A 24,462-nucleotide genomic window follows, 5' to 3' on the forward strand; every position below is an offset into this window, starting at 1 on the left:
CCACCCCGGCAGGCTGGCTTTCTTGCAGGGCAAAAGAGCTTAGAGGCCGGGACAGATAAAAAGTCAGGGCAACAAAATGACATAAGTCGACCCTTCGTCGAATAGTAGTTGAGTGCAACCGTTCGACATTCTCACTAAAGCATTAACCTCATCATCTAGTGAGAGGCTGATCACAGGGGGCTTTGCGTGACAGGCACGATACAAAACCGCCCCAGGCTTATGGCCTGGACAGCATTATCGTTACGTCCTTATGACAAAACGATCATTCACTTGCTGTGACCTATTGGTTAGAACTCAACACAGGTTGGCGCCGCAACGGCGTCAACATCAAGGCTCGCGACGCCGGCAGCGAGCACCAACGGCAGAAGCAATCTGCCCGACCTCAATGAAGGTCGACGGGACATAAAGCAGTCAACAAGTGAGGGAAACACCCTATGAGAAGACTAAAGCGTGATCCGTTGGAAAAAGCGTTTTTACGCGGATATCAGTATGGCGTTAATGGCAAGTCCCGTGAGCTTTGCCCATTTACTCTACCGTCGGTACGCCAAGCCTGGATTAACGGCTGGCGAGAAGGACGCGGCGACAACTGGGACGGTATGACAGGCACTGCGGGCATCCACAGACTCAACGAACTTCGCGCTGTCGGCTGATCAGGGCACATTCCGACACCTAAAACTTGAATAGATGACGACTTAACCACGCACGCCCCATCCGGGCGGCGGGCTTCGGCCCAGGGGCTCCTTCGAGGAGCCCTTTTTTATGCCCGCGTGCTGTCCTTCCCTCTCAGCCCATGGCCGCGATGGCATCCACCGACTCGCGAATCAGCGCCGGCCCCTTGTAGATGAACCCCGAATACAGCTGCACCAGGCTGGCGCCCGCAGCGATCTTCTCAGCCGCGTGCTTGCCTTCGGTGATGCCGCCCACGGCGATGATCGGCAAACGGCCGGCCAGTTCAGCAGCCAGTACCTTGACCGTGTGGGTGCTCTTTTCCCGTACCGGTGCGCCGGACAGGCCGCCGGCCTCGGCGCCGTGCTCCAGGCCTTCGACACCTTCACGGCTCAAAGTGGTGTTGGTGGCGATCACTGCGTCCATGCCGGTTTCAAGCAGGGCGCGGGCCACTTCCACGGTTTCCTCGTCACTCATGTCCGGAGCGATCTTGATGGCCAGCGGTACACGCTTGCCGTGGATCGCAGTCAGTTCCTGTTGGCGCTGGCTCAAGGCCGCCAGCAGTTGCTTGAGCGACTCGCCAAATTGCAGGCTGCGCAGGCCCGGGGTATTGGGCGAGCTGACGTTGACCGTGACATAGCTGGCGTGGGCATAGACCTTGTCCAGGCAGATCAGGTAATCATCCACCGCCCGCTCCACCGGGGTGTCGAAGTTCTTGCCGATATTGATCCCCAGCACGCCCTTGTATTGCGAGGCCGCGACCCGTGCCAGCAGGTTGTCGACACCCAGGTTGTTGAAGCCCATGCGGTTGATGATGGCCTCGGCCTGGGGCAGGCGGAAGATCCGCGGCTTGGGGTTGCCCGGTTGCGGGCGCGGGGTGACGGTGCCGATCTCGACAAAACCAAACCCCAATTGGGCGAAGCCGTCGATGGCTGCGCCGTTCTTGTCCAGGCCCGCAGCCAGACCTACCGGGTTCGCAAACTCCAGCCCCATGACCTTGACCGGCATCTGCGCCGGGGCCTTGCACAACAGCCCGTTAAGGCCCAAACGCCCGCCCGCGCCGATCAGGTCCAGGGACAGATCGTGGGAGGTTTCCGGGGAGAGTTTGAACAACAGCTGGCGGGCCAGGGTATACATGGGCGGGATGAACTCGGTTGGCGGCGAAATAGGGCGCCGATTATAGCCGGCCCCGGGGCTTGCAGGCGAGGCGCGAAGTGAAATCCCCGCCGGGCTGGCATATGCCTTGCAGTCTCTTGTGCGTGCAGACCTCGGCCAAGGGCGGCTGAGGTCCCAGGACAATGGCGTCGTCACCCGCCCCGGCTTCACCCGGCCGGCGGGTACGACGCTTTTTTATGCAAGGTGCCACGTCATGACCGATCTCCCCAACACCCCGCTGGCCTGGGTCAACGGCAGCGATGCCCCGGAAAAGTCCGCCATCGACCTGGGCTTCATGGCCCTGACCGATTGTGCCTCGGTGGTGGTCGCCGCCACTCAAGGCTTCGCCCAGCCCTACGGCCTGACCCTGAACCTCAAGCGCCAGAGTTCCTGGGCCAGTCTGCGGGACAAGCTGGTGAGCGGCGAGCTGGACGCCGCCCACAGCCTGTATGGACTGATCTACGCGGTACACCTGGGTATCGGCGGCACCAACCCCTGCGACATGGCAGTGCTCATGGGCCTGAACCAGAATGGCCAGAGCATCAACCTGTCCCGGGAGCTGCAGAACCTCAAGGTGACCAGCCCTGAAGCACTGGACCGCCACGTGCACCAAAGCCGAACGCGGCTGACCTTCGCCCAGACCTTTCCCACCGGCACCCACGCCCTGTGGCTCTATTACTGGCTGGCCAGCCAGGGCATCCACCCGTTGCTCGACGTCGACAGCGTGGTGGTGCCCCCGCCGCAGATGGTCGCCCACCTGCAGGCCGGGCGCATAGACGGTTTCTGCGTCGGCGAACCCTGGAGCGCCAGCGCGGTACAGCAGGACCTGGGCTTCACCCTGGCCACCAGCCAGGCGATCTGGCCCGACCACCCGGAAAAGGTCCTGGGCTGCACCCGCGCCTTCGTCGAGCAATATCCCAACACCGCCCGAGCCCTGGTGATGGCGATCCTCGAAGCCAGCCGCTTCATCGAGCAAAGCCCGGAAAACCGCCGCAGCACCGCCCAGCTGTTGAGCAGCGCCGACTACCTGGATGCACCACTGGCCTGCATCGAGCCCCGCCTGCTGGGAGACTATGCCGACGGCCTGGGCAACCGCTGGCAGGATCCCCACGCCCTGCGCTTTCATCAGCACGGCGCGGTGAACCTGCCCTACCTGTCCGACGGCATGTGGTTCATGACCCAGTTCCGCCGCTGGGGCCTGCTGCGCGAGGACCCGGACTACCTGGGCGTAGCTCGCCAGGTACAACAGCTCGGGCTCTATCGCCAAGCCGCCACGGCCCTGGGCATCGCCGCCTGGGGCCAGGACATGCGCAGCAGCCAGTTGATCGACGGCAAGGTCTGGGACGGCTCGCAACCCGCCGCATACGCCCGCAGCTTCCGCCTGCACGCCTTGAACCACAGCCCTGCCCTCGCTGCCCAGCGCTGACCGGAAGCCACCTCTATGCTGCGTATCTTGCTGATCAACGACACCGCGAAAAAAGTCGGCCGGCTCAAGGCCGCACTCAGCGAAGCCGGCTTCGAGGTGATCGACGAATCCGGCCTCACCATCGACTTGCCGGAGCGCGTCGTAACAGTGCGCCCGGACGTGATCCTGATCGATACCGAGTCACCCAGCCGGGATGTTCTGGAACAGGTAGTGCTGGTGAGCCGCGACCAGCCCCGGCCCATCGTCATGTTCACCGACGAACACGACCCCGCGGTGATGCGCCAGGCCATCAAGTCGGGGGTCAGCGCCTACGTCGTCGAGGGCATCCAGGTGCAGCGCCTGCAACCGATCCTCGACGTGGCCATGGCGCGCTTCGAAAGCGACCAGGCTCTGCGCGCGCAACTGCAGGCCCGAGACCAGCAACTGGCCGAGCGCAAACGCATCGAACTGGCCAAGGGCCTGCTGATGAAAATGAAGGACTGCGATGAGGAACAGGCCTACACCCTGATGCGCCGCCAGGCCATGAGTAGACAGCAGAAGCTGATCCAGGTGGCGGAGCAGATCATCGCCATGCAGGAACTGCTGGGCTAAGCCGACTTCCCGTAGGAGCCGGCTTGCCGGCGAACAGGCCTCTGAACCTTGTGCCAGTCTTGAGGACGCTTTCGCTGGCAAGCCAGCTCCTACAGCCAGTTCCTGCAGCCGGGGTCGACAGGGGTTGGCGCGGCTATTGCTATCAGATCCATACCGGTAACCAACGGCGGTTGCCCCACCTACGACAAAGACGTCGCGCACTCTGCTCGCCCACAGCGAACCGGGTGCCGGCGTCTTTTCGTTTTGGCCCCACTGACCGGGGCCGGTGGCGCGGCCGTGGCGGCGCTCCACCTGCAAGCTCATGACGACTCCAACGACTCTTATCAGCTGAGGTGCGCGATGAATTCAAGCTTCTGGAAATCCGGCCACACCCCGACCCTGTTCGCGGCCTTCTTGTATTTCGACCTGAGCTTCATGGTCTGGTATCTGCTAGGGCCCCTGGCAGTGCAGATCGCCGCCGATCTGCACCTGAGCACCCAACAGCGCGGGCTGATGGTGGCCACGCCGATCCTCGCCGGCGCGGTGCTGCGTTTCATCATGGGCCTGCTGGCCGATCGACTGTCACCGAAAACCGCCGGCCTGATCGGCCAGGTGATCGTCATCGGCGCGCTGTTCATGGCCTGGAAGCTGGGCATCCACAGCTATGAGCAGGCGCTGCTGCTGGGGGTATGCCTCGGCATGGCCGGGGCTTCCTTCGCCGTGGCCCTGCCCCTGGCCTCGCAGTGGTACCCGCCGCAGCACCAGGGCAAGGCCATGGGCATCGCCGGCGCCGGCAACTCCGGCACGGTGTTCGCCGCCCTGCTGGCACCGGTACTGGCAGCGGCCTATGGCTGGAGCAATGTGTTCGGCCTCGCCCTGATTCCCCTGCTGGGGACCCTGGCGCTGTTCGCCTGGCTCGCCAAGAACGCCCCCCAACGGCCTCAGGCCAAGTCCATGGCCGACTACTTCAAAGCCCTGGGTGATCGTGACAGCTGGTGGTTCATGTTCTTCTACAGCGTAACCTTCGGCGGCTTCATCGGCCTGGCCAGCGCCCTGCCCGGCTACTTCAACGACCAGTACGGTCTGAGCCCGATCTCCGCTGGCTACTACACCGCCGCCTGCGTCTTCGGCGGCAGCCTGATGCGCCCTCTGGGCGGCGCCCTGGCCGACCGCTTCGGCGGCATCCGCACCTTGCTCGGCATGTATAGCGTGGCGGTGGTGTGCATCGCCGTCGTGGGCTTCAACCTGCCCAGTTCCTATGCGGCGCTGGCGCTGTTCGTCTGCACCATGCTCGGTCTGGGCGCAGGCAATGGCGCGGTATTCCAACTGGTGCCGCAGCGCTTTCGCCGGGAAATAGGGGTCATGACCGGGCTGATCGGCATGGCCGGCGGCATCGGCGGTTTTGCCCTGGCGGCGGGCATGGGTGCGATCAAGCAGAGCACCGGCAGCTACCAACTGGCACTGTGGCTGTTCGCCAGCCTCGGGGTCCTGGCCTGGTTCGGCCTGCACGGGGTCAAGCGCCGCTGGAGAACCACCTGGGGCTCCGCGGCCGTGACTGCAGCACGGGTCTGAGGGAGCCATGGGCCTGCAACTGAGCCACGCCGAAGCCAGCGCCACCGGGCCGCGCGCGGAAAACCAGGACGCCCTGCGCCGGGTCACCCCGGCGCCGGACCTGGCCGCAAGCAAAGGCCTGCTGTTCGCCATCGCCGACGGGGTGAGCCAGTGCGCCGACGGCGGCCTCGCCGCCCGTTCAAGCGTGCAGGCCCTGGCCCTGGACTACTACGCCACCCCGCAAACCTGGGCTGTGGCCCAAGCCCTGGAACGCCTGCTGGTCGCCCAGAATCGTTGGCTCCAGGCCAACGGCGGCGGCCAGCCACTGCTCACCACCCTCAGCGCTTTGGTGTTGCGGGGCCGGCGCTTCACCCTGGCCCATGTCGGCGACTGCCGGGTCTACCGCTGGCACCGGCAGCAGTTGCAACGCATCAGCCAGGACCACGTCTGGGAGCAACCGGGCATGCAGCATGTGCTCAAGCGCGCCCTGGGCCTGGACCAGCATCTGGTGCTGGACTTCCTCGACGGCGAACTGCGCCAGGGCGAAAGCTTCCTGATGCTCAGCGATGGGGTATGGGCCACCCTGGGCGACAGCGCCATCGCTGCCATTCTGCGTGACCAGACGGACCCGGACAGCGCGGTACAGACCCTGGTCCGCGCCGCCCACCTGGCCGGCAGCCAGGACAACGCCAGCGCGCTGCTGGTGCGAGTCGATGAGCTCGGCGAAAGCAGCCTCGGTGACGCCCTGCTGCAGCTGCAGCAATGGCCCCTGCCGCCGCCGCTGAAACCCGGCCAGCGCTTCGAGGGCTGGCAAGTCGAGGCATTGCTCAGCCACAGCCAGCAGGCCTTGCTGTATCGGGTACACGACGAACAGCAACAAACCTGGCTGCTGAAGACCTTGCCCCCGGCCCTGCACAACGACCTGACGGCCTGCCAGGGACTGCTATGCGAAGAATGGCTGCTGCGCCGCGTTGCCGGGCGTCACTTTCCCCAGGTACACAGCGCAACTTCACGCCAGCACCTGTACTACCTGATGCGCGAATACCCGGGCCGTACCCTGGCACAACTGTTTCGCCAGAACGGCCCCTTGCCCCTGGCCCAGTGGCAGCCCCTGGCCGAGCATCTGCTACGGGCAATCGGTCTGCTGCACCGGCGGCAGATCCTGCACCGGGATATCAAACCGGACAACCTGCTGCTGGGGGACGACGGCGAACTGCGGGTACTGGATTTCGGCCTGGCGTACTGCCCCGGCCTTTCGGCAGACCCGGCACACCTGCTACCCGGCACCCCGAGCTTTATCGCCCCGGAAGCCTTCGACGGTGAACCTCCCGGCCCGCAACAGGACCTCTATGCGGTAGGCGTCAGCCTGTACTACCTGCTGACCGGACACTACCCCCACGGCGAGATCGAAGCCTTCCAGCGCCCGCGTTTCGGCGCAGCGACGAACCCCGGCCGCTACCGCCCGGACCTGCCGGAATGGTTGGCACAAAGCCTGGAGCGCGGGGTGAATGCCGATCCGGCACAGCGCTACGAAACTGCCGAAGAATGGCTGCTGGCGCTGGAACAGGGCGAACGCCGCAGCTTGAGCACCAGATCGCGGCCATTACTGGAACGCGAACCGCTGAAAGTCTGGCGCGGCATCGCCCTGCTCGCCTTGCTGCTCAACCTGATCTTGTTGCTGTCACTGCTGCATCACTGAGGCCATCGGGTGGGTGGCCTTGCCCCTCAAACTCCCGACAAACCTCAGGCCCCTGCGTCCCTAGGAGCCGTTGATCCAAGCGCGACCCGATCTGCCACAAAGAGCCGAAACAGGGCATAGCGTCTCAATTCAGTGCAACAGCCGAGATCAGCACGCACAGAACCTTCATCAAAGCTCAATAAAACCAGCACCTCGGCCACTTGGCACAGGCGCTGCATTGCGTCAGGCAACAGACATAAAGCCCGGCCTTCAACGACGAAGGCAGGCTTCCCGAGAGAACGGGATCGGACAAAGGCGTCCTCGTCAGGCCACTGACGGGACGCCTTTTTTGTTTGCGCGCATTTTGTCGAGCCAGGCCTCACTGACCCTGCCTGAGCTCCGGAGAAGCCCATGAAAAGACTCAAACTGGTGATGATCGGCAACGGCATGGCCGGGGTCCGCACCCTGGAAGAACTGCTCAAGCTGAGCGACGAGCTGTACGACATCACGGTCTTCGGCGCCGAACCCCACACCAACTACAACCGCATCCTGCTGTCGCCGGTGCTGGCCGGTGAACAGACGTTCGAGGACATCGTCCTCAACGACCTCGATTGGTACCTGAAGCACAACATCAAGCTGCTGCTCAACCGCAAGGTGGTGCACATAGATCGCAGCCGGCGACGGGTGATCGCCGCGGACGGCACGCAAGCCGAGTACGACCGCCTGCTGATCGCCACTGGTTCCACGCCCTTTATCCTGCCGATCCCCGGCAACGACCTGCCGGGGGTGATCGGCTATCGCGATATCGCCGACACCCAGGCCATGATCGACACCGCCAGGCCCCACAGGCATGCAGTGGTGATAGGCGGCGGCCTGCTGGGCCTGGAAGCCGCCAACGGTCTCAAGCTGCGGGGCATGGACGTGACCGTGGTGCACATCGGCGAGTGGCTGCTGGAGCGACAACTGGACCAGACCAGCGGCCGGTTGCTGCAAGGTGCCCTGGAAAACCGCGGTCTGAAGTTCCGTCTGGGCGAACAGACCCGGGCGCTGATCGACGCCGGGAACGGCCGGGTCGGCTCGGTGCAGTTCCACAATGGCGACTGCATTGCCGCCGACCTGGTGGTGATGGCCGCCGGCATTCGCCCCAACACCGAGCTGGCGGAACGGGCCGGCCTGCCATGCAACCGCGGAATCCTGGTCAACGATACCCTGCAGACTTTTGACCCACGCATCTACGCCATCGGCGAATGCGCCAACCACCGCGGCATCGCCTACGGCCTGGTAGCGCCGCTGTTCGAACAGGCCAAGGTCTGCGCCAACCACCTGGCCCAACTGGGCTTCGCCCGCTACCAGGGCTCGGTGACGTCCACCAAGTTGAAGGTCACTGGCATCGATCTGTTTTCCGCCGGGGATTTCATGGGTGGCGACGGTACCGAAACCATCACCCTCGCCGACCCCATTGGCGGGGTCTACAAGAAGCTGGTGATCAAGGACGACGTGCTGGTCGGCGCCTGCCTGTATGGCGACACCGCGGATGGCGGCTGGTACTTCCGGCAGATCCGCGAGCAGCAGGCCATCGGCGAGATCCGCGACCACCTGATGTTCGGTGAGAACGCGTTGGGCGACGTCGGCCACCAGGGCCAGGACAAGGCCATGAGCATGGCCGACAACGCCGAAGTCTGCGGCTGCAACGGCGTGTGCAAGGGCACCATCGTCAAGGCCATTCAGGAACAGGGGCTGTTCAGTGTCGACGAGGTCAAGAAGCACACCAAGGCCGCCAGCTCCTGTGGCTCCTGTGCCGGGCTGGTGGAACAGATCCTGATCAATACCGTGGGCGGCGCGGCGGACGTCAAGCCGAAAAGCGAAAAAGCCATCTGCGCCTGCAGCGACCTGAACCACGGGCAGATCCGCCAGGCGATCCGCGACCAGCACCTGCTGACCATCGCCGGCACCATGAGCTACCTCAACTGGCGCACCCCTAACGGCTGTGCCACTTGCCGTCCGGCGCTGAACTACTACCTGATCTCCACCTGGCCGGGGGAAGCCCGGGACGATCCGCAATCGCGGCTGATCAACGAACGGGCCCACGCCAACATCCAGAAAGACGGGACCTACTCGGTGGTGCCGCGGATGTGGGGCGGCGTGACCAATCCGTCCGAGCTGCGACGCATCGCCGATGTCGCCGACAAGTACCAGGTGCCCATGGTCAAGGTCACCGGCGGCCAGCGCATCGACCTGCTGGGCATTCGCAAGGAAGACCTGCCCGGAGTCTGGAAAGATCTGGACATGCCTTCCGGCCATGCCTACGGCAAATCCATCCGCACCGTGAAGACCTGCGTCGGCAGCGAGTTCTGCCGCTTCGGCACGCAGAACTCCACCCAGCTGGGAATCGAGCTGGAACACGACCTGTTCAACATGTGGTCGCCGCACAAGGTCAAGCTGGCGGTCTCCGGTTGCCCGCGCAACTGCTCGGAAGCCGGGATCAAGGACGTGGGCATCATCGGCGTCGATTCGGGCTGGGAGATGTACATCGGCGGCAACGGCGGGATCAAGACCGAGGTGGCGGAGTTTTTCGTCAAGCTCAAGACCGCCGAAGAAGTGCGCGAATACAACGGCGCCTTCCTCCAGCTGTACCGCGAAGAAGCCTTCTACCTCGAACGCACCGTGCACTACCTGCAACGAGTTGGCATGGAGCATGTGAAAAAGGCCGTGCTGGAAGACCCGCAGCGGCGCAAGGCGTTGAACGAGCGCCTGCAGTTTTCCCTGTCCTTCGAGCAGGACCCATGGCAACAGCGCCTGGCCGAGCCGCAGCTGAAAAAAGAGTTCGAGTCGATCCCCGTAAAACAGCTGGAGGTGCCGGCATGAACTGGCTGGACATCTGCGCCCTGGAAGAAATCAACACCCTGGGCTCGCGCATCATCAAGGGCCCGCGGGGCGACATCGCGATTTTCCGCACCAGCGACGACCAGGTTTTCGCCCTCGACGACCGCTGCCCGCACAAGGGCGGGCCGCTATCCCAGGGGCTGATCTACGGCAAACGGGTAGCCTGCCCGCTGCACAACTGGCAGATCGATCTGGAATCCGGCCAGGCCCAGGCCCCAGACCACGGCTGCGCCCACCAGCATCTGGCCCGAGTGGAAAGCGGCCGGGTGCTGCTGGCCCTGCAGGATGCCGGCTAATGGAGCGCCAGAGCACGGCCTCGACTTGCTGCTACTGCGGGGTCGGCTGCGGAGTGCTGATCGAGCATGACGGCCGGCATATTCTCGGGGTCAGTGGCGACCCGACGCACCCGGCCAACTTCGGCAAACTGTGCAGCAAGGGCGCCAGCCTGCACCTGACCGGCGACCACGGGGCCCGCGCGCTGTACCCGGAACTGCGCCTGGGCAAGGCCCTGGCCCGCAACCGCTGCGACTGGGACAGCGCCCTGGAACATGCCGCCGGGGTGTTCGCCCAGGCCATCGCCGAGCACGGCCCGGACAGCGTGGCGTTCTATATTTCCGGGCAACTGCTGACCGAGGACTACTACGCCTTCAACAAACTGGCCCGGGCCCTGGTGGGCACCAACAACATCGACAGCAACTCCCGGCTGTGCATGTCTTCGGCGGTGGTGGGCTACAAGCGCAGCCTGGGGGCCGACGCGCCGCCGTGCAGCTATGAGGATCTGGAGCAGAGCGACTGCGTGATGATCGTCGGTAGCAACATGGCCTACGCCCATCCGGTGTTGTTTCGTCGCCTGGAACAGGCCAAAAGCCAACGCCCACAGATGAAAGTCATAGTGATCGACCCGCGTCGTACCGACACTTGCGACCTGGCTGACCTGCACCTGGCGATCTTGCCCGGCACAGATGTCGCTTTATTTCACGGCATCCTTCACCTGCTGCTGTGGGAGGACTGGATCGACCGGGATTTCATCCAGCAACACACCGAGGGCCTGGTGCAGCTCAAGGCGCTGGTCCGCGACTACACCCCGCCGATGGTGGCCCAGCTGTGCGGCATCAGCCTCGAGCAATTGCAGGAATGCGCCCAGTGGGTGGGCAATGCGCCAAGTTTTCTGTCCCTGTGGTGCATGGGCCTGAACCAGTCCAGCGCCGGCAGCGCGAAAAACAGTGCATTGATCAACCTGCACCTGGCCACCGGGCAAATCGGCCGCCCCGGTGCAGGCCCCTTCTCGCTCACCGGTCAGCCCAATGCCATGGGTGGGCGCGAAACCGGCAGCTTGAGCAACCTGCTGCCTGGACACCGCGAGGCTGCCGACCCGGAACACCGCGCCGAAGTCGCCGCCTACTGGGGGGTGGAGCAACTGCCTGCCAGCCCTGGCTTGAGCGCAATGGAGCTGTTTGAACAGATGCGCAGCGGCCGCATCAAGGCCTTGTGGATCGCCTGCACCAACCCGGCGCAATCCCTGCCGGACCAGAACCGAGTGCACGAGGCGCTGCTGAACTGCCCCTTCGTGGTTCTGCAGGAAGCCTTTGCCACCACCGAAACCGCGGCATTCGCCGACCTATTGCTGCCAGCCGCCAGTTGGGGCGAAAAACAAGGCTCGGTGACCAACTCCGAGCGCCGGGTTTCCCATGTCCGCCAGGCCGTTGCCGCCCCCGGCGAGGCCCGAGCGGATTGGGCAATCACCGTGGACTTTGCTCAACGCCTGGAACGACGCCTGCGCCCCGGCCTGCCGAGCCTTTTTGCCCTCGATACCGCCGCCCGGGTGTTCGATGAATACAAGGGCCTGACCCGTGGCCGCGACCTGGATCTGAGCGGCCTCAGCCACGAGTTGCTCGACCGCCTCGGCCCACAACAATGGCCCTTCCCTGAAGGAGCAACCCAGGGCACTGAACGCCTGTATGTACACGGGATCTTTCCCACCGCCAATGGCCGTGCGCGTTTTGTCAGCGACCCTTATGTAGCAGCCAAGGAGCAGCGGGACGCACGCTTCCCCCTGACCCTGATCACCGGCCGCCTGCGCGACCAATGGCACGGCATGAGCCGTACGGGCACTGCGGCGCAGTTGTTCGGCCATGTCAGCGAAGCCTTGCTGAGCCTGCACCCGGACGAACTGCGGCGCCAACGCCTGCGGGATGGAGAACTGGTGAACCTGAAGAGCCGGCGCGGCAGCATCATCGTGGCTGTGACCGGCGATGACAGCATGCGCCCCGGGCAAGCCTTCCTGCCCATGCACTTCGGCGATCGCTTCCTCAAGGGCGGGGTCAATGCCGTCACCCAGCCCGCCTTCGACCCCTTGTCCAAACAGCCGGAACTCAAGCACAGCGGCGTGCGCCTGGAACCGGTGCAACTGCCCTGGCAACTGTTCGTGCTGATTGAAGGTGATGTGCAGGCGCATTTCCGGGCCCTGCGCCCTCTTTGCCAGGCTCTGGCCTATGTCAGCCTCAGCCTGACCGGCCGCGAGCGCCCGGCGCTGGTGATTCGCGCCGCCCATGCGCAAGCGCCGCAAGCGGCACTGCTTCAGGCCATCGACCGGCAATTGCAGCTCGACACAGGCCCGGTACTGGCCTACGACGACCTGCGCCGGGCCATCGGCAAGCGAGTGCGGATCGAACAGGGGCGAATTATCGCCATCCGCTTGTCCGGGGAAACCCTGGCACAGCATTGGCTGCACGAGCTGTGGCAGCAAGGCCGCGCCGATGAACAACTAAGGCGCTGGCTGCTGGCGCCGATGAGTGCACCGCCAGACGCCAGCGGCCTGGGCGGACAACGGGAGCGCATCTTGTGCAATTGCAGGCACGTCAGCCACAGCGCGGTCTGCACCGGAATCGCGCAAGGCCTGGATCTGGAACAACTGAAACAGCAACTGGGTTGCGGCAGCCAATGTGGCTCCTGCGTGCCGGAGATCAAGCGCCTGCTCGCGGCTTGCGTGCAACCTGTCGTCGCCCTGGAGTGAGGAAACCCTATGAATGCAAAAGTCTGGTTGGTAGGCGCTGGCCCCGGAGACCCGGAGTTGCTGACCCTCAAGGCCGTACGCGCCCTCGGTGAGGCCGATGTGGTGCTGATCGATGACCTGGTGAACGCTGCCGTGCTGGAGCATTGCCCCGGGGCGCGGGTGATTCCGGTGGGCAAGCGCGGCGGTTGTCGCTCGACGCCCCAAGCCTTTATCCACCGCTTGATGCTGCGCTACGCCCGACAGGGCCGCTGCGTAGTGCGCCTCAAAGGCGGCGACCCGTGCATTTTCGGGCGTGGCGGCGAGGAGGCGCAGTGGCTCAAGGCACGGGGCATCGAAGTGGAGCTGGTAAACGGCATAACCGCCGGCCTGGCAGGTGCCACACGCTGTGATATTCCCCTCACCCTACGCGGCGTTGCTCGAGGCGTGACCCTGGTAACTGCTCATACGCAGGACGACAGCCAACTGAACTGGCAGGCGCTGGCACACAGCGGAACGACCCTGGTGATCTACATGGGTGTGGCGAAGCTGGCGGAGATTGCCGAGCAGTTGCTCGGTGGTGCACTGGCGGCGGATACGCCGGTGGCGATGATTGAGAACGCCTCGCTGCCGCAGCAGCGCGAATGCCGCAGCGTACTGGCGAACATGGAACGCGATGCCCAGGTTTTCGCCCTCAAGAGCCCGGCAATCCTGGTGATCGGGGCAGTCGCGGCAACCGCGTCGGTCACGGCCCTTACCTCTGAAACCCAAGTGCAACTGGCCTGACTCTCGCGCCAGGAAGGCAAACCGCAGGCAAAGAAAAACCCGGCCTAGGCCGGGTTTTTCCAAGCTACAAGGCTAATTACTTAGCTTGAGCTTCTACCGAGGCTTCTACGCGACGGTTAACTGCGCGACCAGCTTCAGTTGCGTTGTCGGCAACTGGGCGGGACTCACCGTAACCAACGGATTGAACGCGGTTAGCGCCAACGCCGTACTGGTTAACCAGAACTTGTTTAACGGCGTTTGCACGACGCTCAGACAGCTTCTGGTTGTAAGCGTCAGGACCGACGGAGTCAGTGTGACCTTCAACAACGGTGGTGGTCTGTGGGTACTGCTTCATGAAGTCAGCGAGGTTCTTGATGTCAGCGTAGCTGTTAGGCTTGACGACCGACTTGTCGAAGTCGAACTTCACGTCCAGCTCAACACGAACCACTTCAGCAACTGGAGCTTCTGGAGCTGGCTCTGGAGCTGGTGCTGGTGCTACTGGAGCTGGAGCGACTTTGCCGCCGCTGCCACCGAAGTTCACACCCAGACCGATGGTAGGAGCGTAGTCCCACTTGCCGTTGTCCAGCTTGTAGTCAGCTTCAACGCCAGCACGGGCGAACAGGTTGTCGGTGATGTACCACTTAACACCAGCGCCTGCAGTCAGGAAAGTCGACTGGTCGCGACCGCTGTGGCCGTCGGCCTCAACGTTGGTCATGCTCTTGTGAGCAACACCGCCGGAAACGTATGGACGCAGAGCGTCACCCACGGTACCAAAGTGGTACTGAGCGTTCAGGCCGAAGTTGTCGCCTTTGATTTTCTGGTTACCAGTACCGTCGTTGGAACGGGTGTGGTTGGTCTTGTCGTAGGTGGCGTTCAACGACAGATCGTCGGTCAGGAAGTAGCCGATCGATGCGCCTGGGTTGAAGCCGTCTTCAACGTGATTAACGCTGTCGTTGTACTGTTTTTTGTAAAACAGTTCACCCTCGACCGCGCCTTGGCCTTGCGCCAGAACGCCGAACGAAGTCACGGCAACAATAGAACCAATGGCAATGCCCAAGGTGTTTTTCAGTTTCATCCGTTAAATCCCCATCTGGTGATTGTAAAGCAGTCCCACATACCGGGGGACAACTCGGCGGTAAGTCTATCAGAACTCACCTAGACGTAAGAGATATTTGCGCCGAACTAAGTTTCAGCAATACCTGCAAATTTCTCACGCAATTTATCAAGAGCACGTTTGTAACGCATCTTTGTAGCACTCAACCCCATATGCATGATGTCCGCAATCTCTTGAAATTCCAGCTCTGCGACAAATCGTAGCACCAGAATTTCCCGATCAATCGGGTTCACATGCACCAACCAGCGGTCAAGTCCGCCCTTTTCCTCAGGTTTCGGCGCCTTCTCTTCAGAGGCCTCCTCGAGGGGGTCAAGACTTAAAGCGTCCATCAACCGACGCTTGCGCCGCTCCTTGCGATACTGCGTGATGCATTCGTTGTACGTGATGCTATATAGCCATGTCTTGAACTTCGATTTACCCTCAAAGTTCTTAAGGCCATACAGCACCTTCAACATCACTTCCTGACAGACATCATCCGCATCCCGATCGTTCCCCAGATAACGTGCACAGACATTAAATAGGGTTCTCTGATAGCGCCGCATCAACTCTTCATAGGCGCGTGTTACGTGAAACAGCTCCGTATGTGAGCGCGCAACCAACTCCTCATCAGAGAGCTCACGGGGGTCATAGCGCGTGGATAGCGATTGGGTTTTATTCAAAACGAGTCGTGCCGACAGTCAGGTCAATGTCCGCCGCAGCCCGATGACGGGCATTTTGCGGCGGCATACATTAGCAGGGTTTGCCGGGTTAGCGGCTACTTACATGCTGCTCCAGCAGGATCCGATTGGAGAGAGAGACTAGCTCACCCTCATCGGTCAGCAATGTAGTTTTAACCGTGCCAATCTCTTCGATCTGGCCTTCGACCTCGCCAACACGTACTTGTTGCCCAACCTGATACAACTCACGCACATAGATTCCCGCAAGAATCTGCCCGGCAATTTCCCGGCTTCCCAAGCCCATGGCCAGCGCAACAGCCAGACCAACGGTAATCAATACAATGACGATCACATGGTTGAGCAGGTCGGTTTTAACCTCCAACTGACTGATCGCCACGGAAATACTGATGATGATCACCAGCCCCTGGGCAATTCGCCCCAGGCCGCTGGCGTAATCCAGGCCTACGCCCTCTGCGGCGCCGCGCACCAGGCCATTGGCCAGTTGCGCCAGCAAAACCCCCACCAGCAGCACCAGCGCAGCACCGAAAACCTTCGGCAAATACAGCGCAAGCATATCGAGCGTAGCCGAAACTCGCTCAAGGCCAAGGGATTCAGCAGCAGAAACCAGAAAAATCAGCAAAACGAACCAATAGACGATCTTGCCGATCAGGGTCGAGATGGGTACCTGCAAACCCGCACGAGACAGCAACTTGGTCAGGCCGGTGCCGCCCATGAGGCGATCCAGGCCCAGCTTGGCCAGCAACTTCGAAAGCAGGGTATCGAGCAGCTTGGCTACCACGAAGCCCAGCAACAGCACCACCAACGCGCCGAACAGGTTCGGAATGAAGTTCGCCACCTTGGTCCACAAGGCGGTCATCGCCGTGACGAGGCTCTGCGTCCAGAGATCCAGTTCCATATTCAATCAGCCTTATCAGCAGTGCGAGCAGAAGATTTACGACGAGAAACCGGCGCAATATGAGCCGATCCGTTATTCAAGGCGATCATCAGCGCCGGCAGCCAGCGGCCCAGAAGGCTGAACAGATCCCCCGCCCCCACCTGACGGTTGGCGGTTTTCAGTACGCGGCCCAGGCAGGCATCGTCATCGCGGCTCGATGGCGAGGCTTTGAGCATGTCACGCAAAGACTGTTCAAACGGATCGTGCATACGCACCTCTGGTGATGTCTGAAAAAGACGCGATCAGATTTATTCGGGTCACATGAAGCATCATCACACCCAGCGCAAACGACGAAACAACCACCATTGCCCCATGGCCACCGCCACCAATAAAAGGCAGGCGATGATGAAACCATAAGGGCTGGCCGAGAACGGAATGCCGCCCACGTTGATCCCCAAAAGGCCAGTGAGAAAACTCATCGGCAGGAAGATCCCGGTAATGATCCCGAAGCGGTACATGGTGCGATTCATACGCACGCTCAAACGCCGGTCTTCGGCCTCCAGCACAAGCCCCACGCGCTCTCGGGTCAATTCCAGCTCTTCCAGGTAACGGGTCAGACTGTTGTGCAACTCGTTCCAGTAATCACCATCATCCACGGCGAACCAGGGCAGTTTTATCCGGCTCAACTGGGCGAAGATATCCCGCTGCGGAGCCAGGAAGCGCTTGAGCCCGGCAGCCCGCCGACGGATCTGCAAAATGCTGCCGTGCTCGGGGGTATACCGTTCGTCGGCATCCAGTTTTTCTTCCTCGCCATCGACCACTTCCGAGAGGTCGCTGACCAGATTCTGCACCTTGTGGGTCAGGTACTCGGCCATATAAAGGAGGAGTTCGGCAGACGTCTTCGGCCCTCGGCCCTCGGCAAGCTGCACCAGCAGCTCATCGGTGGCGCGCAACTGACGCAGGCGCAATGAAATCACCCGCTGGGCAGAGGCAAAGATCCGCACCGAGACCATGTCTTCCGGCTCGGCCCCCGGGTTCAGGTTGATACCCCGCAGAAACAGCAGCAACTCCGAGTCCGGGAGCGCCAGCAAGCGTGGCCGGGTGTTTTCCTCCAGCAGCAGGTCACAGCTGAACTCGCTCAGGCCGCTGGAGCGACGCAACCAGGTCTGGGTCTGCGGATGACTGCGATCCCAATGCAGCCACAGGCTTTCATGGGCCTGCAGTTGCAGGTCGTCGAGCTCAGTCCGGGCAATCGAACGCGCACCGCCTTCACCATCCAGCACCAGGGCATGTACCAGCCCCCATTGCGCGTTTTCTTCCTCGAACATCCGCATCCCTTGTCAGGTCGATTGTTTATTCAGGCATTTTCAGCGGGCTTGGCGAAACGATCACGCCATTGTTGTCGGCGTAGACATACTCGCCAGGGCGGAAAGTCACACCGGCAAAGGTCACCGCCACATTGAGGTCGCCGATGCCGCGCTTGTCAGTCTTCATCGGGTGGCTGGCCAGGGCCTGGACGCCAAGATCGGTCTGGGCGATGACATCCACATCACGGATGCAACCGTAGATCACCAATCCTTCCCAACCGTTTTTTGCGGCTTTCTCGGCCAGCATGTCGCCCAGCAGGGCGCGGCGCAGCGAGCCGCCACCATCCACCACCAACACCTTGCCCTGCCCCTTGAGTTCCACTTGTTCCTTGACCAGCGAGTTGTCCTCGAAGCACTTGATGGTGACGATTTCACCGCCAAAGGAATCGCGACCACCGAAATTGCTGAACATCGGCTCTACCACCTGCACCAGGTCCGGATAGGCGTCGCACAGGTCGGGAGTGAGGTAATGGTTCATCGAGAAACTCCTGTAACAGAAAGAACACGATCGAAGGTGTCGGTGCTGCCTTATATAGATACGCGCCCAGACCGCAGATGTTTAACCTGCAAGGCCTGATGAGCGACCCCGCCTGCCCCGTATTTTCGCAGCCAGGCCAGCGGAACGGAAAGCCGACTCAATAACTGAATGTGACCAGAACAGCGCAATGCGTCATATCTTAGCCGCAAGCGCTATCGAGCGAAATGCCCTTGTCAGAGCCTTCGCCTCAAACCGCAGCCACGGGTTCGGCAACAGAAACCAGCAATGGAGCCTGCTGATCCTTGAGCCAGCACGCGACCAGCGGCCAGACCTCAGTCTGCGCCGATTTGCTCACCAGCATCTCGACGTGACCGAAATTACCGCTGAATCCCTGCTCGCGCCCCAGGCAGACAAATTGTTTCTGCTCGCTACCCAATTGCTCGAACAACTTGCGACAGGCCCAGGTCGGATCCTGATGATCTCCTGCGGCACTGACTGCCAGTGCGGGCACCGTAACCTGCGCCAGGCCCGCCCACCAATCCTTGTCGGCATCGCCGAAACGACCAAACAATCCATGCCAGCGCATGCTCTCCAGAGCCAGCCCGATGGGCTCGTCCTCGGGGCCACGCTTGAGCCGCGAGCCGGACAACTGGGCAAAGCGTTTGATCACCAGGCGCCCACCCCACTCCACCATCGGGATCTTCAACGGCCAGTAGGTACGGCTGATCTGGGTACCGAAAAACGCCGCCGAAGCCACGCCCGCATCACCCAGGTATTGCCCGCCCAACGCCGCAGCCAGGGTAGTGCCGCCCAGGGAATGACCGATCCAATGGGGAACCTGCGCACTTTGCTCACGGACAAAGGCGGCAATTGCCGGCAAATCGTACCGAGCGTAGTCGGCGACACGGTTCTTGCGGTAGTCGGCATTGCGGCGCGACAAGCCGTGACCGCGCATTTCAGGGATCCACACATCGAATCCCGCGCGGGCCAGATAGGCCCCCAGCCCGATGCCCTTGGGCGAATACCAGAAACGTCGATTGGAAAAGCTGCCATGCAGCAGGACCACGGGGATCCCCCGGGCTTCAGGCTCATCGGCCAGCCCCAGGCGGGTGACGGCCAACTCCACGGAAGGGTCGGGACTGTTGCCGGGCTTCAAGCGATAGACATCTTCGCTGAGGTCGCCTCGACGCTCGGCACTGATCAAGGCGACCGGAAATAGGTTGCTGCTGCTTTGCATATTCTTCTTGCACAAAAAAGGGCGGCATCCAGAAGAAGCACGCCCTGCTTGAATCTTCAAGAGCCAGCCAGCCTTGCGACCGACCGGCTCTGCACTCACCGATTACGCTGCGCCCTGACCTTCAGCCAGAAAGAACCAGGTTTCCAGTACCGAGTCCGGGTTCAGCGAAACGCTTTCAATACCCTGCTCCATCAGCCATTTGGCCAGGTCCGGGTGGTCCGAAGGCCCCTGGCCGCAGATGCCGATGTACTTGCCAGCCTTGTTGCAGGCGGCAATGGCATTGGCCAGCAGCTTCTTGACTGCAGGATTACGCTCGTCAAACAGGTGGGCGATGATCCCCGAGTCACGGTCCAGGCCCAGGGTCAGCTGGGTCAGGTCGTTGGAGCCGATGGAGAAACCATCGAAGTACTCGAGGAACTCGTCAGCCAGAATGGCGTTGGACGGCAGTTCGCACATCATGATCACGCGCAGGCCGTTCTCGCCGCGCTTGAGGCCGTTTTCAGCCAGCAGATCAACTACTTGGCTGGCCTCGCCCAAGGTGCGCACGAACGGCACCATGATTTCGACGTTGGTCAGGCCCATCTCGTTGCGCACGCGCTTCAGGGCGCGGCATTCGAGCTCGAAGCAGTCACGGAAGGATTCGCTGATGTAACGCGAAGCACCGCGGAAGCCCAGCATCGGGTTCTCTTCTTCCGGCTCGTAGAGCTTGCCACCGATCAGGTTGGCGTATTCGTTGGACTTGAAGTCCGACAGACGCACGATGACCTTCTTCGGTGTGAACGCCGCAGCCAGGGTGCTGATGCCCTCAACCAGCTTGTCGACGTAGAAGTCCACAGGATCGTGGTAGCCGGCAATACGCTTGTCGACGCTGTCCTTGATCTCTTGTGGCAGCCCGGCGTAGTTCAGCAGTGCCTTGGGGTGCACGCCAATCATGCGGTTGATGATGAACTCCAGGCGGGCCAGGCCCACGCCGGCGTTCGGCAGCTGGGCGAAGTCGAAGGCACGGTCCGGGTTGCCGACGTTCATCATGATCTTGAACGGCAGCTCCGGCATGGCATCCACCGAGTTCTGCTTGATGTCGAAGCCCAGTTCGCCTTCGAAGATGAAACCGGTGTCGCCTTCAGCGCAGGAAACGGTCACGCCCTGGCCATCTTTCAGCAGCTCGGTGGCGTTGCCGCAACCCACTACTGCCGGAATGCCCAGCTCGCGAGCGATGATTGCTGCGTGGCAGGTCCGGCCGCCGCGGTTGGTGACGATGGCGCTGGCGCGCTTCATCACCGGCTCCCAGTCCGGGTCGGTCATGTCGGAGACCAGCACGTCGCCGGCCTGGACCTTGTCCATCTCGGACACGTCCTTGATGATCCGCACCTTGCCGGCGCCAATGCGCTGGCCGATGGCACGGCCTTCCACCAGCACGGTGCCGGTTTCCTTGAGCAGGTAGCGCTCCATGACATTGGCCTGGGTACGGCTCTTCACGGTTTCCGGACGGGCCTGGACGATGTACAGCTTGCCGTCGTCGCCGTCCTTGGCCCATTCGATGTCCATCGGGCACTGATAGTGCTTCTCGATGATCATCGCCTGCTTGGCCAGCTCGCTGACTTCAGCATCGGTCAGGCAGAAACGCGCGCGATCGGCGGCGTCCACGTCCACGGTTTTCACCGAGCGACCAGCCTTGGCTTCGTCGCCGTAGATCATCTTGATCGCCTTGCTGCCCAGGTTACGGCGCAGGATGGCCGGACGACCGGCTTCAAGGGTGTTCTTGTGGACGTAGAATTCGTCCGGGTTGACCGCGCCCTGGACCACGGTCTCACCCAGGCCATAGGCGCCGGTGATGAAGACCACGTCACGGAAGCCCGATTCGGTGTCGAGGGTGAACATCACGCCGGCGGTGCCGGTTTCCGAACGCACCATGCGCTGCACACCGGCAGACAGGGCCACCAGCTTGTGGTCGAACCCCTGGTGCACGCGGTAGGAAATGGCGCGGTCGTTGAAGAGCGAGGCGAACACTTCCTTGGCAGCGCGAATCACATTGTCTACGCCACGGATATTGAGGAAGGTTTCCTGCTGGCCGGCAAAGGAGGCGTCCGGCAAGTCTTCGGCGGTGGCCGAGGAACGCACGGCCACGGCGATGTCGGGATTGCCCGCCGACAGTGCGGCGAAGGCGGTACGGATCTCGGTGTTGAGGCGCTCGGGGAACTCGGCCTCCATGATCCACTGACGGATCTGCGCGCCGGTCTTGGCCAGGGCGTTGACGTCATCGACATCCAGCGCATCGAGCGCCGCATGAATCTGGTCGTTCAGACCACTCAACTCAAGAAAATCACGATAAGCCTGAGCTGTCGTGGCGAAGCCACCAGGGACCGATACGCCCGCACCTGCGAGGTTGCTGATCATCTCGCCCAGGGATGCGTTCTTGCCCCCCACATGCTCAACATCGTGTTTGCCGAGCTTATCGAGGGAAACTACGTACTCTACCAAGGTGATCTCTCCACTAACTGTGTTGGAAAAGCTCAGAAGCCGGCTGCTCCAGGGAGCGTTTGCCCGCTATATGGCCTGGACCTGGAAAATAAGTGAGAATGCGGGCCATTCCCGGCCGACAAATCGCGCCTATCATATCCAAGAATCGTCACTAGCTTAAGGCCCAAGCCGCAAATGAAACGATCTGCTTTCTTTATCTCCGACGGTACCGGCATCACAGCGGAAACCCTCGGCCAGAGCCTGTTGGCGCAGTTCGAAAACGTTACCTTCAGCAAATTCACGCGGCCGTATATCGACAGCATGGAAAAAGCGCGGGCCATGGTACAACAAATCAATATAGCCGCCGAAAAAGACGGCCATCGCCCGATTATCTTCGACACCATCGTCAATCAGGACATTCGTGAGATCCTCGCGACCTCCAATGGTTTCATGATCGACATCTTCTCGACCTTCCTCGCGCCCCTGGAACAGGAGTTGAGCGAACATTCCTCCTACTCCGTCGGCAAATCCCACTCCATTGGCCACAACTCCAACTACATGGAGCGGATCGAGGCGGTGAACTTCGCCCTGGACAACGACGACGGCGCCCGCACCCACTACTACGACAAGGCCGACCTGATCCTGGTGGGCGTGTCGCGTTGCGGCAAGACCCCGACCTGCCTGTACATGGCCATGCAATTCGGCATCCGCGCGGCCAACTACCCGCTGACCGAGGAAGACATGGAGCGCCTGCAACTGCCCAATGCCCTGCGCGCCCACAAGCACAAGCTGTTCGGCCTGACCATCGACCCCGACCGCCTCACCGCGATCCGCAACGAGCGCAAGCCCAACAGTCGCTATTCCAGCTACGCCCAGTGCGAATTCGAAGTGCGCGAAGTGGAAAACCTGTTCCGCCGCGAAAACATCCCCCACATCAATTCCACCCATTTCTCGGTGGAAGAGATCTCGGCCAAGATCCTCGTGGAAAAAGGCGTGGAACGGCGCTTCAAGTAACCTCTGCGCGACCGACGGCGAGGCCCGCACTGCCCCTCGCCTGCCGCCCTACCAGCGGGGCAGCCCGCTCTCCTGCTTCAAGGCCGCGGCCAACACGGCGAAGCCGTCCTGCAGCCGACGATCATCCGCGGTGGTATTGCAGACACTGGCCCGGACGAATTGCGGCACCGCGGCCTGGCCCACGGCAAAGGCTTCGGCAGTGGCCACCAGGTATCCCTGATGCTTGAGATCCGCCTCGATTTCAGAGGCACGCCACGGCTCCGGAACCCTGATCCAGAAATGCGGGCAACCCTCCGGACTGCGCCAATCCAGCCCCTGCAACACCTCCGTGACCAGCTCCTTGCGCCGGGCGATTTCGGCCATCTGCTGCTGACGCAGGCGCTCGGCAACTCCCGTGTCGATCCAGCCCGCTACCAGCTCCAGCGGCAAAGGCGTGGCCATCCAGCAGGTGGCGCGTACCGCTGCGGCCAAACGCCCCACCAGGGGCGACGGCGCATGCAGGAAACCGACCCGCAGCCCTGACGCCACGGCCTTGCTCAGACTGCTGATCAGCACCGTGCGCTCCGCAGCGAAATGGGCCAGTGGCGCCGGGCGCCGCTCCATCAGCACGGCGTGGGTTTCATCCTCCAGAATCAACAGGTTATGCCGGCGACAGAGCTCCGCCACGGCCTCGCGCCGCGCAGCGGACTGCACCGCAGCCGTGGGGTTTTGCAGGGTCGGGGTGCAATACAGCGCTGAAATGCGGTGCTGCCGGCACGCTTCGTCCAGGGCCTCCGGCAACAGCCCCTGTGCGTCCATCGGCAACCCCAGGAGCTTGATGCCCAACATTCGCGCGGTGCTGATCAGGCCCGGATAGGTCAGGTGTTCAGTGGCCAGGGTATCGCCGGGCTTGAGCAGTGCCAGCAAGGCGACATGCAAGCCGTGCTGGGCGCCGTTGACGCAAATCACCTGCTCGGGATCCGCCTGCAGGCCATCCTGGGTCAGCCAGCGCGCACCCGCGGCGCGATACCGAGCCAGACCGGCCTCGGCGCTGTAACGGGCGATTTGCTGCAGTCCCAAAGGATCTTCTGCCAATGCCCGCAAACCCTGAGCGATGAAATGGTTTTCCTGGCCGGGAATATGGGTGTTGCGGCTCATGTCGAACAGCGCCTCCGGCTCCTCGGCGACGTTGCGAAAGCCGCTGTCGCGCTGGCGCTGCAAACCATCCTGGCGCACATAAGTACCATCGCCGACCCGTGCCACCACCTGTCCCAGGCGTTCCAGCTCGGCGTACGCGCGGCTGATGGTGCCAATGGTCACGCCCAGCTTGTCCGCCAGCAGGCGATGGGGCGGCAGCTTGCTACCGGGGGCCAGCGTACCGTCGGCAATGGCCTTTTCCAGGGTCTCGGCCAGTCGCTTGTACTTGGCGCCCACCCCTTCCTGCAATGCGGAATGCATCATTGACACTGTGTCAATACTTACTTTGACAGCCATCATTTTCACCAATAGCGTTGCTCAAGGGCTCAATTACCGCAAATGACTCGCCCAATATAGAGGTCAATTACTCATCATGAAAGGAATG

20 protein-coding genes are annotated in these 24,462 nt (G+C 62.2%); 10 read left to right on the plus strand and 10 right to left on the minus strand.

The features are described 5' to 3' along the window. Positions 1-434 precede the first annotated feature (434 nt). Positions 435-650: a ribosome modulation factor gene (locus BLS75_RS19405; RefSeq protein ID WP_015634760.1), complete on the plus strand. Its 216-nt coding sequence runs from the start codon at positions 435-437 to the stop codon at positions 648-650. Positions 651-783: 133 nt separating this feature from the next. Here the strand turns inward: BLS75_RS19405 and BLS75_RS19410 are convergent, their stop codons facing one another. Continuing rightward, entirely contained in the window at positions 784-1,803 is a 1,020-nt protein-coding gene (locus BLS75_RS19410) for a quinone-dependent dihydroorotate dehydrogenase (protein ID WP_011060197.1), read from the minus strand. Between the two features lie 232 nt (positions 1,804-2,035). Between BLS75_RS19410 and BLS75_RS19415 the strand changes: the two genes are divergently transcribed. The 8 genes from BLS75_RS19415 to cobA all read left to right on the plus strand — a co-directional run bounded on the left by BLS75_RS19415 (position 2,036) and on the right by cobA (position 13,704). Next, positions 2,036-3,247 carry a CmpA/NrtA family ABC transporter substrate-binding protein gene (locus BLS75_RS19415; RefSeq protein WP_072451590.1) on the plus strand — a complete coding sequence of 404 codons (1,212 nt, stop codon included), beginning with the start codon at positions 2,036-2,038 and terminating at the stop codon, positions 3,245-3,247. Positions 3,248-3,262: 15 nt separating this feature from the next. After that, a complete protein-coding gene (locus BLS75_RS19420; protein ID WP_072451591.1) occupies positions 3,263-3,838 on the plus strand; it encodes an ANTAR domain-containing response regulator in 576 nt (191 codons plus the stop codon). A gap of 339 nt (positions 3,839-4,177) precedes the next feature. Next, complete coding sequence (locus tag BLS75_RS19425) at positions 4,178-5,389, plus strand: nitrate/nitrite transporter (protein ID WP_072451592.1); 1,212 nt, start codon at positions 4,178-4,180, stop codon at positions 5,387-5,389. A 7-nt stretch (positions 5,390-5,396) separates the two neighbouring features. Beyond that, a complete protein-coding gene (locus BLS75_RS19430; protein WP_072451593.1) occupies positions 5,397-7,067 on the plus strand; it encodes a bifunctional protein-serine/threonine kinase/phosphatase in 1,671 nt (556 codons plus the stop codon). Between the two features lie 390 nt (positions 7,068-7,457). Next, a complete protein-coding gene (nirB, locus tag BLS75_RS19435; RefSeq protein ID WP_072451594.1) occupies positions 7,458-9,911 on the plus strand; it encodes a nitrite reductase large subunit NirB in 2,454 nt (817 codons plus the stop codon). Further along, a complete protein-coding gene (nirD, locus tag BLS75_RS19440; RefSeq protein WP_072451595.1) occupies positions 9,908-10,225 on the plus strand; it encodes a nitrite reductase small subunit NirD in 318 nt (105 codons plus the stop codon). Before nirB ends, nirD begins: the two co-directional genes overlap by 4 nt. After that, complete coding sequence (locus BLS75_RS19445) at positions 10,225-12,942, plus strand: nitrate reductase (RefSeq protein WP_072451596.1); 2,718 nt, start codon at positions 10,225-10,227, stop codon at positions 12,940-12,942. The genes nirD and BLS75_RS19445 overlap by 1 nt, the downstream gene beginning before the upstream one ends. A gap of 9 nt (positions 12,943-12,951) precedes the next feature. After that, positions 12,952-13,704, plus strand: coding sequence for a uroporphyrinogen-III C-methyltransferase (cobA, locus tag BLS75_RS19450; protein WP_072451597.1), 753 nt, complete (start codon positions 12,952-12,954; stop codon positions 13,702-13,704). Between the two features lie 76 nt (positions 13,705-13,780). On the opposite strand, the gene BLS75_RS19455 is transcribed toward cobA, so the two are convergent. From BLS75_RS19455 to ppsA, 8 genes are all read right to left on the minus strand, one after another. After that, positions 13,781-14,758, minus strand: coding sequence for an OmpA family protein (locus tag BLS75_RS19455; RefSeq protein WP_011060196.1), 978 nt, complete (start codon positions 14,756-14,758; stop codon positions 13,781-13,783). 107 nt (positions 14,759-14,865) lie between these two features. Beyond that, positions 14,866-15,456, minus strand: coding sequence for an RNA polymerase sigma factor SigX (gene sigX, locus BLS75_RS19460; RefSeq protein ID WP_011060195.1), 591 nt, complete (start codon positions 15,454-15,456; stop codon positions 14,866-14,868). Positions 15,457-15,544: 88 nt separating this feature from the next. Next, positions 15,545-16,369 carry a mechanosensitive ion channel family protein gene (locus BLS75_RS19465; protein ID WP_008048604.1) on the minus strand — a complete coding sequence of 275 codons (825 nt, stop codon included), beginning with the start codon at positions 16,367-16,369 and terminating at the stop codon, positions 15,545-15,547. 2 nt (positions 16,370-16,371) lie between these two features. Beyond that, entirely contained in the window at positions 16,372-16,617 is a 246-nt protein-coding gene (locus BLS75_RS19470; protein ID WP_011060193.1) for a hypothetical protein, read from the minus strand. Positions 16,618-16,680: 63 nt separating this feature from the next. Further along, the gene (locus BLS75_RS19475) at positions 16,681-17,676 is read right to left on the minus strand and encodes a zinc transporter ZntB (RefSeq protein WP_072451598.1); all 996 of its coding nucleotides are present in this window, start codon (positions 17,674-17,676) and stop codon (positions 16,681-16,683) included. Between the two features lie 25 nt (positions 17,677-17,701). Then, positions 17,702-18,193 carry a ribonuclease E activity regulator RraA gene (rraA, locus tag BLS75_RS19480; RefSeq protein ID WP_011060191.1) on the minus strand — a complete coding sequence of 164 codons (492 nt, stop codon included), beginning with the start codon at positions 18,191-18,193 and terminating at the stop codon, positions 17,702-17,704. Positions 18,194-18,440: 247 nt separating this feature from the next. Beyond that, the gene (locus BLS75_RS19485; RefSeq protein WP_072451599.1) at positions 18,441-19,430 is read right to left on the minus strand and encodes an alpha/beta fold hydrolase; all 990 of its coding nucleotides are present in this window, start codon (positions 19,428-19,430) and stop codon (positions 18,441-18,443) included. A gap of 102 nt (positions 19,431-19,532) precedes the next feature. Further along, positions 19,533-21,908, minus strand: a complete 2,376-nt coding sequence (ppsA, locus tag BLS75_RS19490) for a phosphoenolpyruvate synthase (RefSeq protein WP_041116859.1) — start codon at positions 21,906-21,908, stop codon at positions 19,533-19,535. Between the two features lie 174 nt (positions 21,909-22,082). On the opposite strand from ppsA, the gene BLS75_RS19495 reads away from it, so the two are divergent. Further along, a complete protein-coding gene (locus tag BLS75_RS19495; RefSeq protein WP_011060188.1) occupies positions 22,083-22,901 on the plus strand; it encodes a posphoenolpyruvate synthetase regulatory kinase/phosphorylase PpsR in 819 nt (272 codons plus the stop codon). Positions 22,902-22,949: 48 nt separating this feature from the next. Here BLS75_RS19495 and BLS75_RS19500 read toward each other — a convergent pair whose 3' ends face one another. Next, the gene (locus BLS75_RS19500; protein ID WP_072451725.1) at positions 22,950-24,374 is read right to left on the minus strand and encodes an aminotransferase-like domain-containing protein; all 1,425 of its coding nucleotides are present in this window, start codon (positions 24,372-24,374) and stop codon (positions 22,950-22,952) included. Positions 24,375-24,462: the final 88 nt, after the last annotated feature.

Source organism: Pseudomonas sp. NFPP12 (genome assembly GCF_900103205.1).
GTDB classification, from domain to species: Bacteria; Pseudomonadota; Gammaproteobacteria; order Pseudomonadales; family Pseudomonadaceae; genus Aquipseudomonas; species Aquipseudomonas protegens.

Coding starts and splice junctions, on each gene's coding strand:
- BLS75_RS19405 (WP_015634760.1), top strand. CDS start 435: ATGAGAAGACTAAAGCGTGATCCGTTGGAAAAAGCGTTTTTACGCGGA.
- BLS75_RS19410 (WP_011060197.1), bottom strand. CDS start 1,803: ATGTATACCCTGGCCCGCCAGCTGTTGTTCAAACTCTCCCCGGAAACC.
- BLS75_RS19415 (WP_072451590.1), top strand. CDS start 2,036: ATGACCGATCTCCCCAACACCCCGCTGGCCTGGGTCAACGGCAGCGAT.
- BLS75_RS19420 (WP_072451591.1), top strand. CDS start 3,263: ATGCTGCGTATCTTGCTGATCAACGACACCGCGAAAAAAGTCGGCCGG.
- BLS75_RS19425 (WP_072451592.1), top strand. CDS start 4,178: ATGAATTCAAGCTTCTGGAAATCCGGCCACACCCCGACCCTGTTCGCG.
- BLS75_RS19430 (WP_072451593.1), top strand. CDS start 5,397: ATGGGCCTGCAACTGAGCCACGCCGAAGCCAGCGCCACCGGGCCGCGC.
- nirB (WP_072451594.1), top strand. CDS start 7,458: ATGAAAAGACTCAAACTGGTGATGATCGGCAACGGCATGGCCGGGGTC.
- nirD (WP_072451595.1), top strand. CDS start 9,908: ATGAACTGGCTGGACATCTGCGCCCTGGAAGAAATCAACACCCTGGGC.
- BLS75_RS19445 (WP_072451596.1), top strand. CDS start 10,225: ATGGAGCGCCAGAGCACGGCCTCGACTTGCTGCTACTGCGGGGTCGGC.
- cobA (WP_072451597.1), top strand. CDS start 12,952: ATGAATGCAAAAGTCTGGTTGGTAGGCGCTGGCCCCGGAGACCCGGAG.
- BLS75_RS19455 (WP_011060196.1), bottom strand. CDS start 14,758: ATGAAACTGAAAAACACCTTGGGCATTGCCATTGGTTCTATTGTTGCC.
- BLS75_RS19465 (WP_008048604.1), bottom strand. CDS start 16,369: ATGGAACTGGATCTCTGGACGCAGAGCCTCGTCACGGCGATGACCGCC.
- BLS75_RS19470 (WP_011060193.1), bottom strand. CDS start 16,617: ATGCACGATCCGTTTGAACAGTCTTTGCGTGACATGCTCAAAGCCTCG.
- BLS75_RS19475 (WP_072451598.1), bottom strand. CDS start 17,676: ATGTTCGAGGAAGAAAACGCGCAATGGGGGCTGGTACATGCCCTGGTG.
- rraA (WP_011060191.1), bottom strand. CDS start 18,193: ATGAACCATTACCTCACTCCCGACCTGTGCGACGCCTATCCGGACCTG.
- BLS75_RS19485 (WP_072451599.1), bottom strand. CDS start 19,430: ATGCAAAGCAGCAGCAACCTATTTCCGGTCGCCTTGATCAGTGCCGAG.
- BLS75_RS19495 (WP_011060188.1), top strand. CDS start 22,083: ATGAAACGATCTGCTTTCTTTATCTCCGACGGTACCGGCATCACAGCG.
- BLS75_RS19500 (WP_072451725.1), bottom strand. CDS start 24,374: ATGGCTGTCAAAGTAAGTATTGACACAGTGTCAATGATGCATTCCGCA.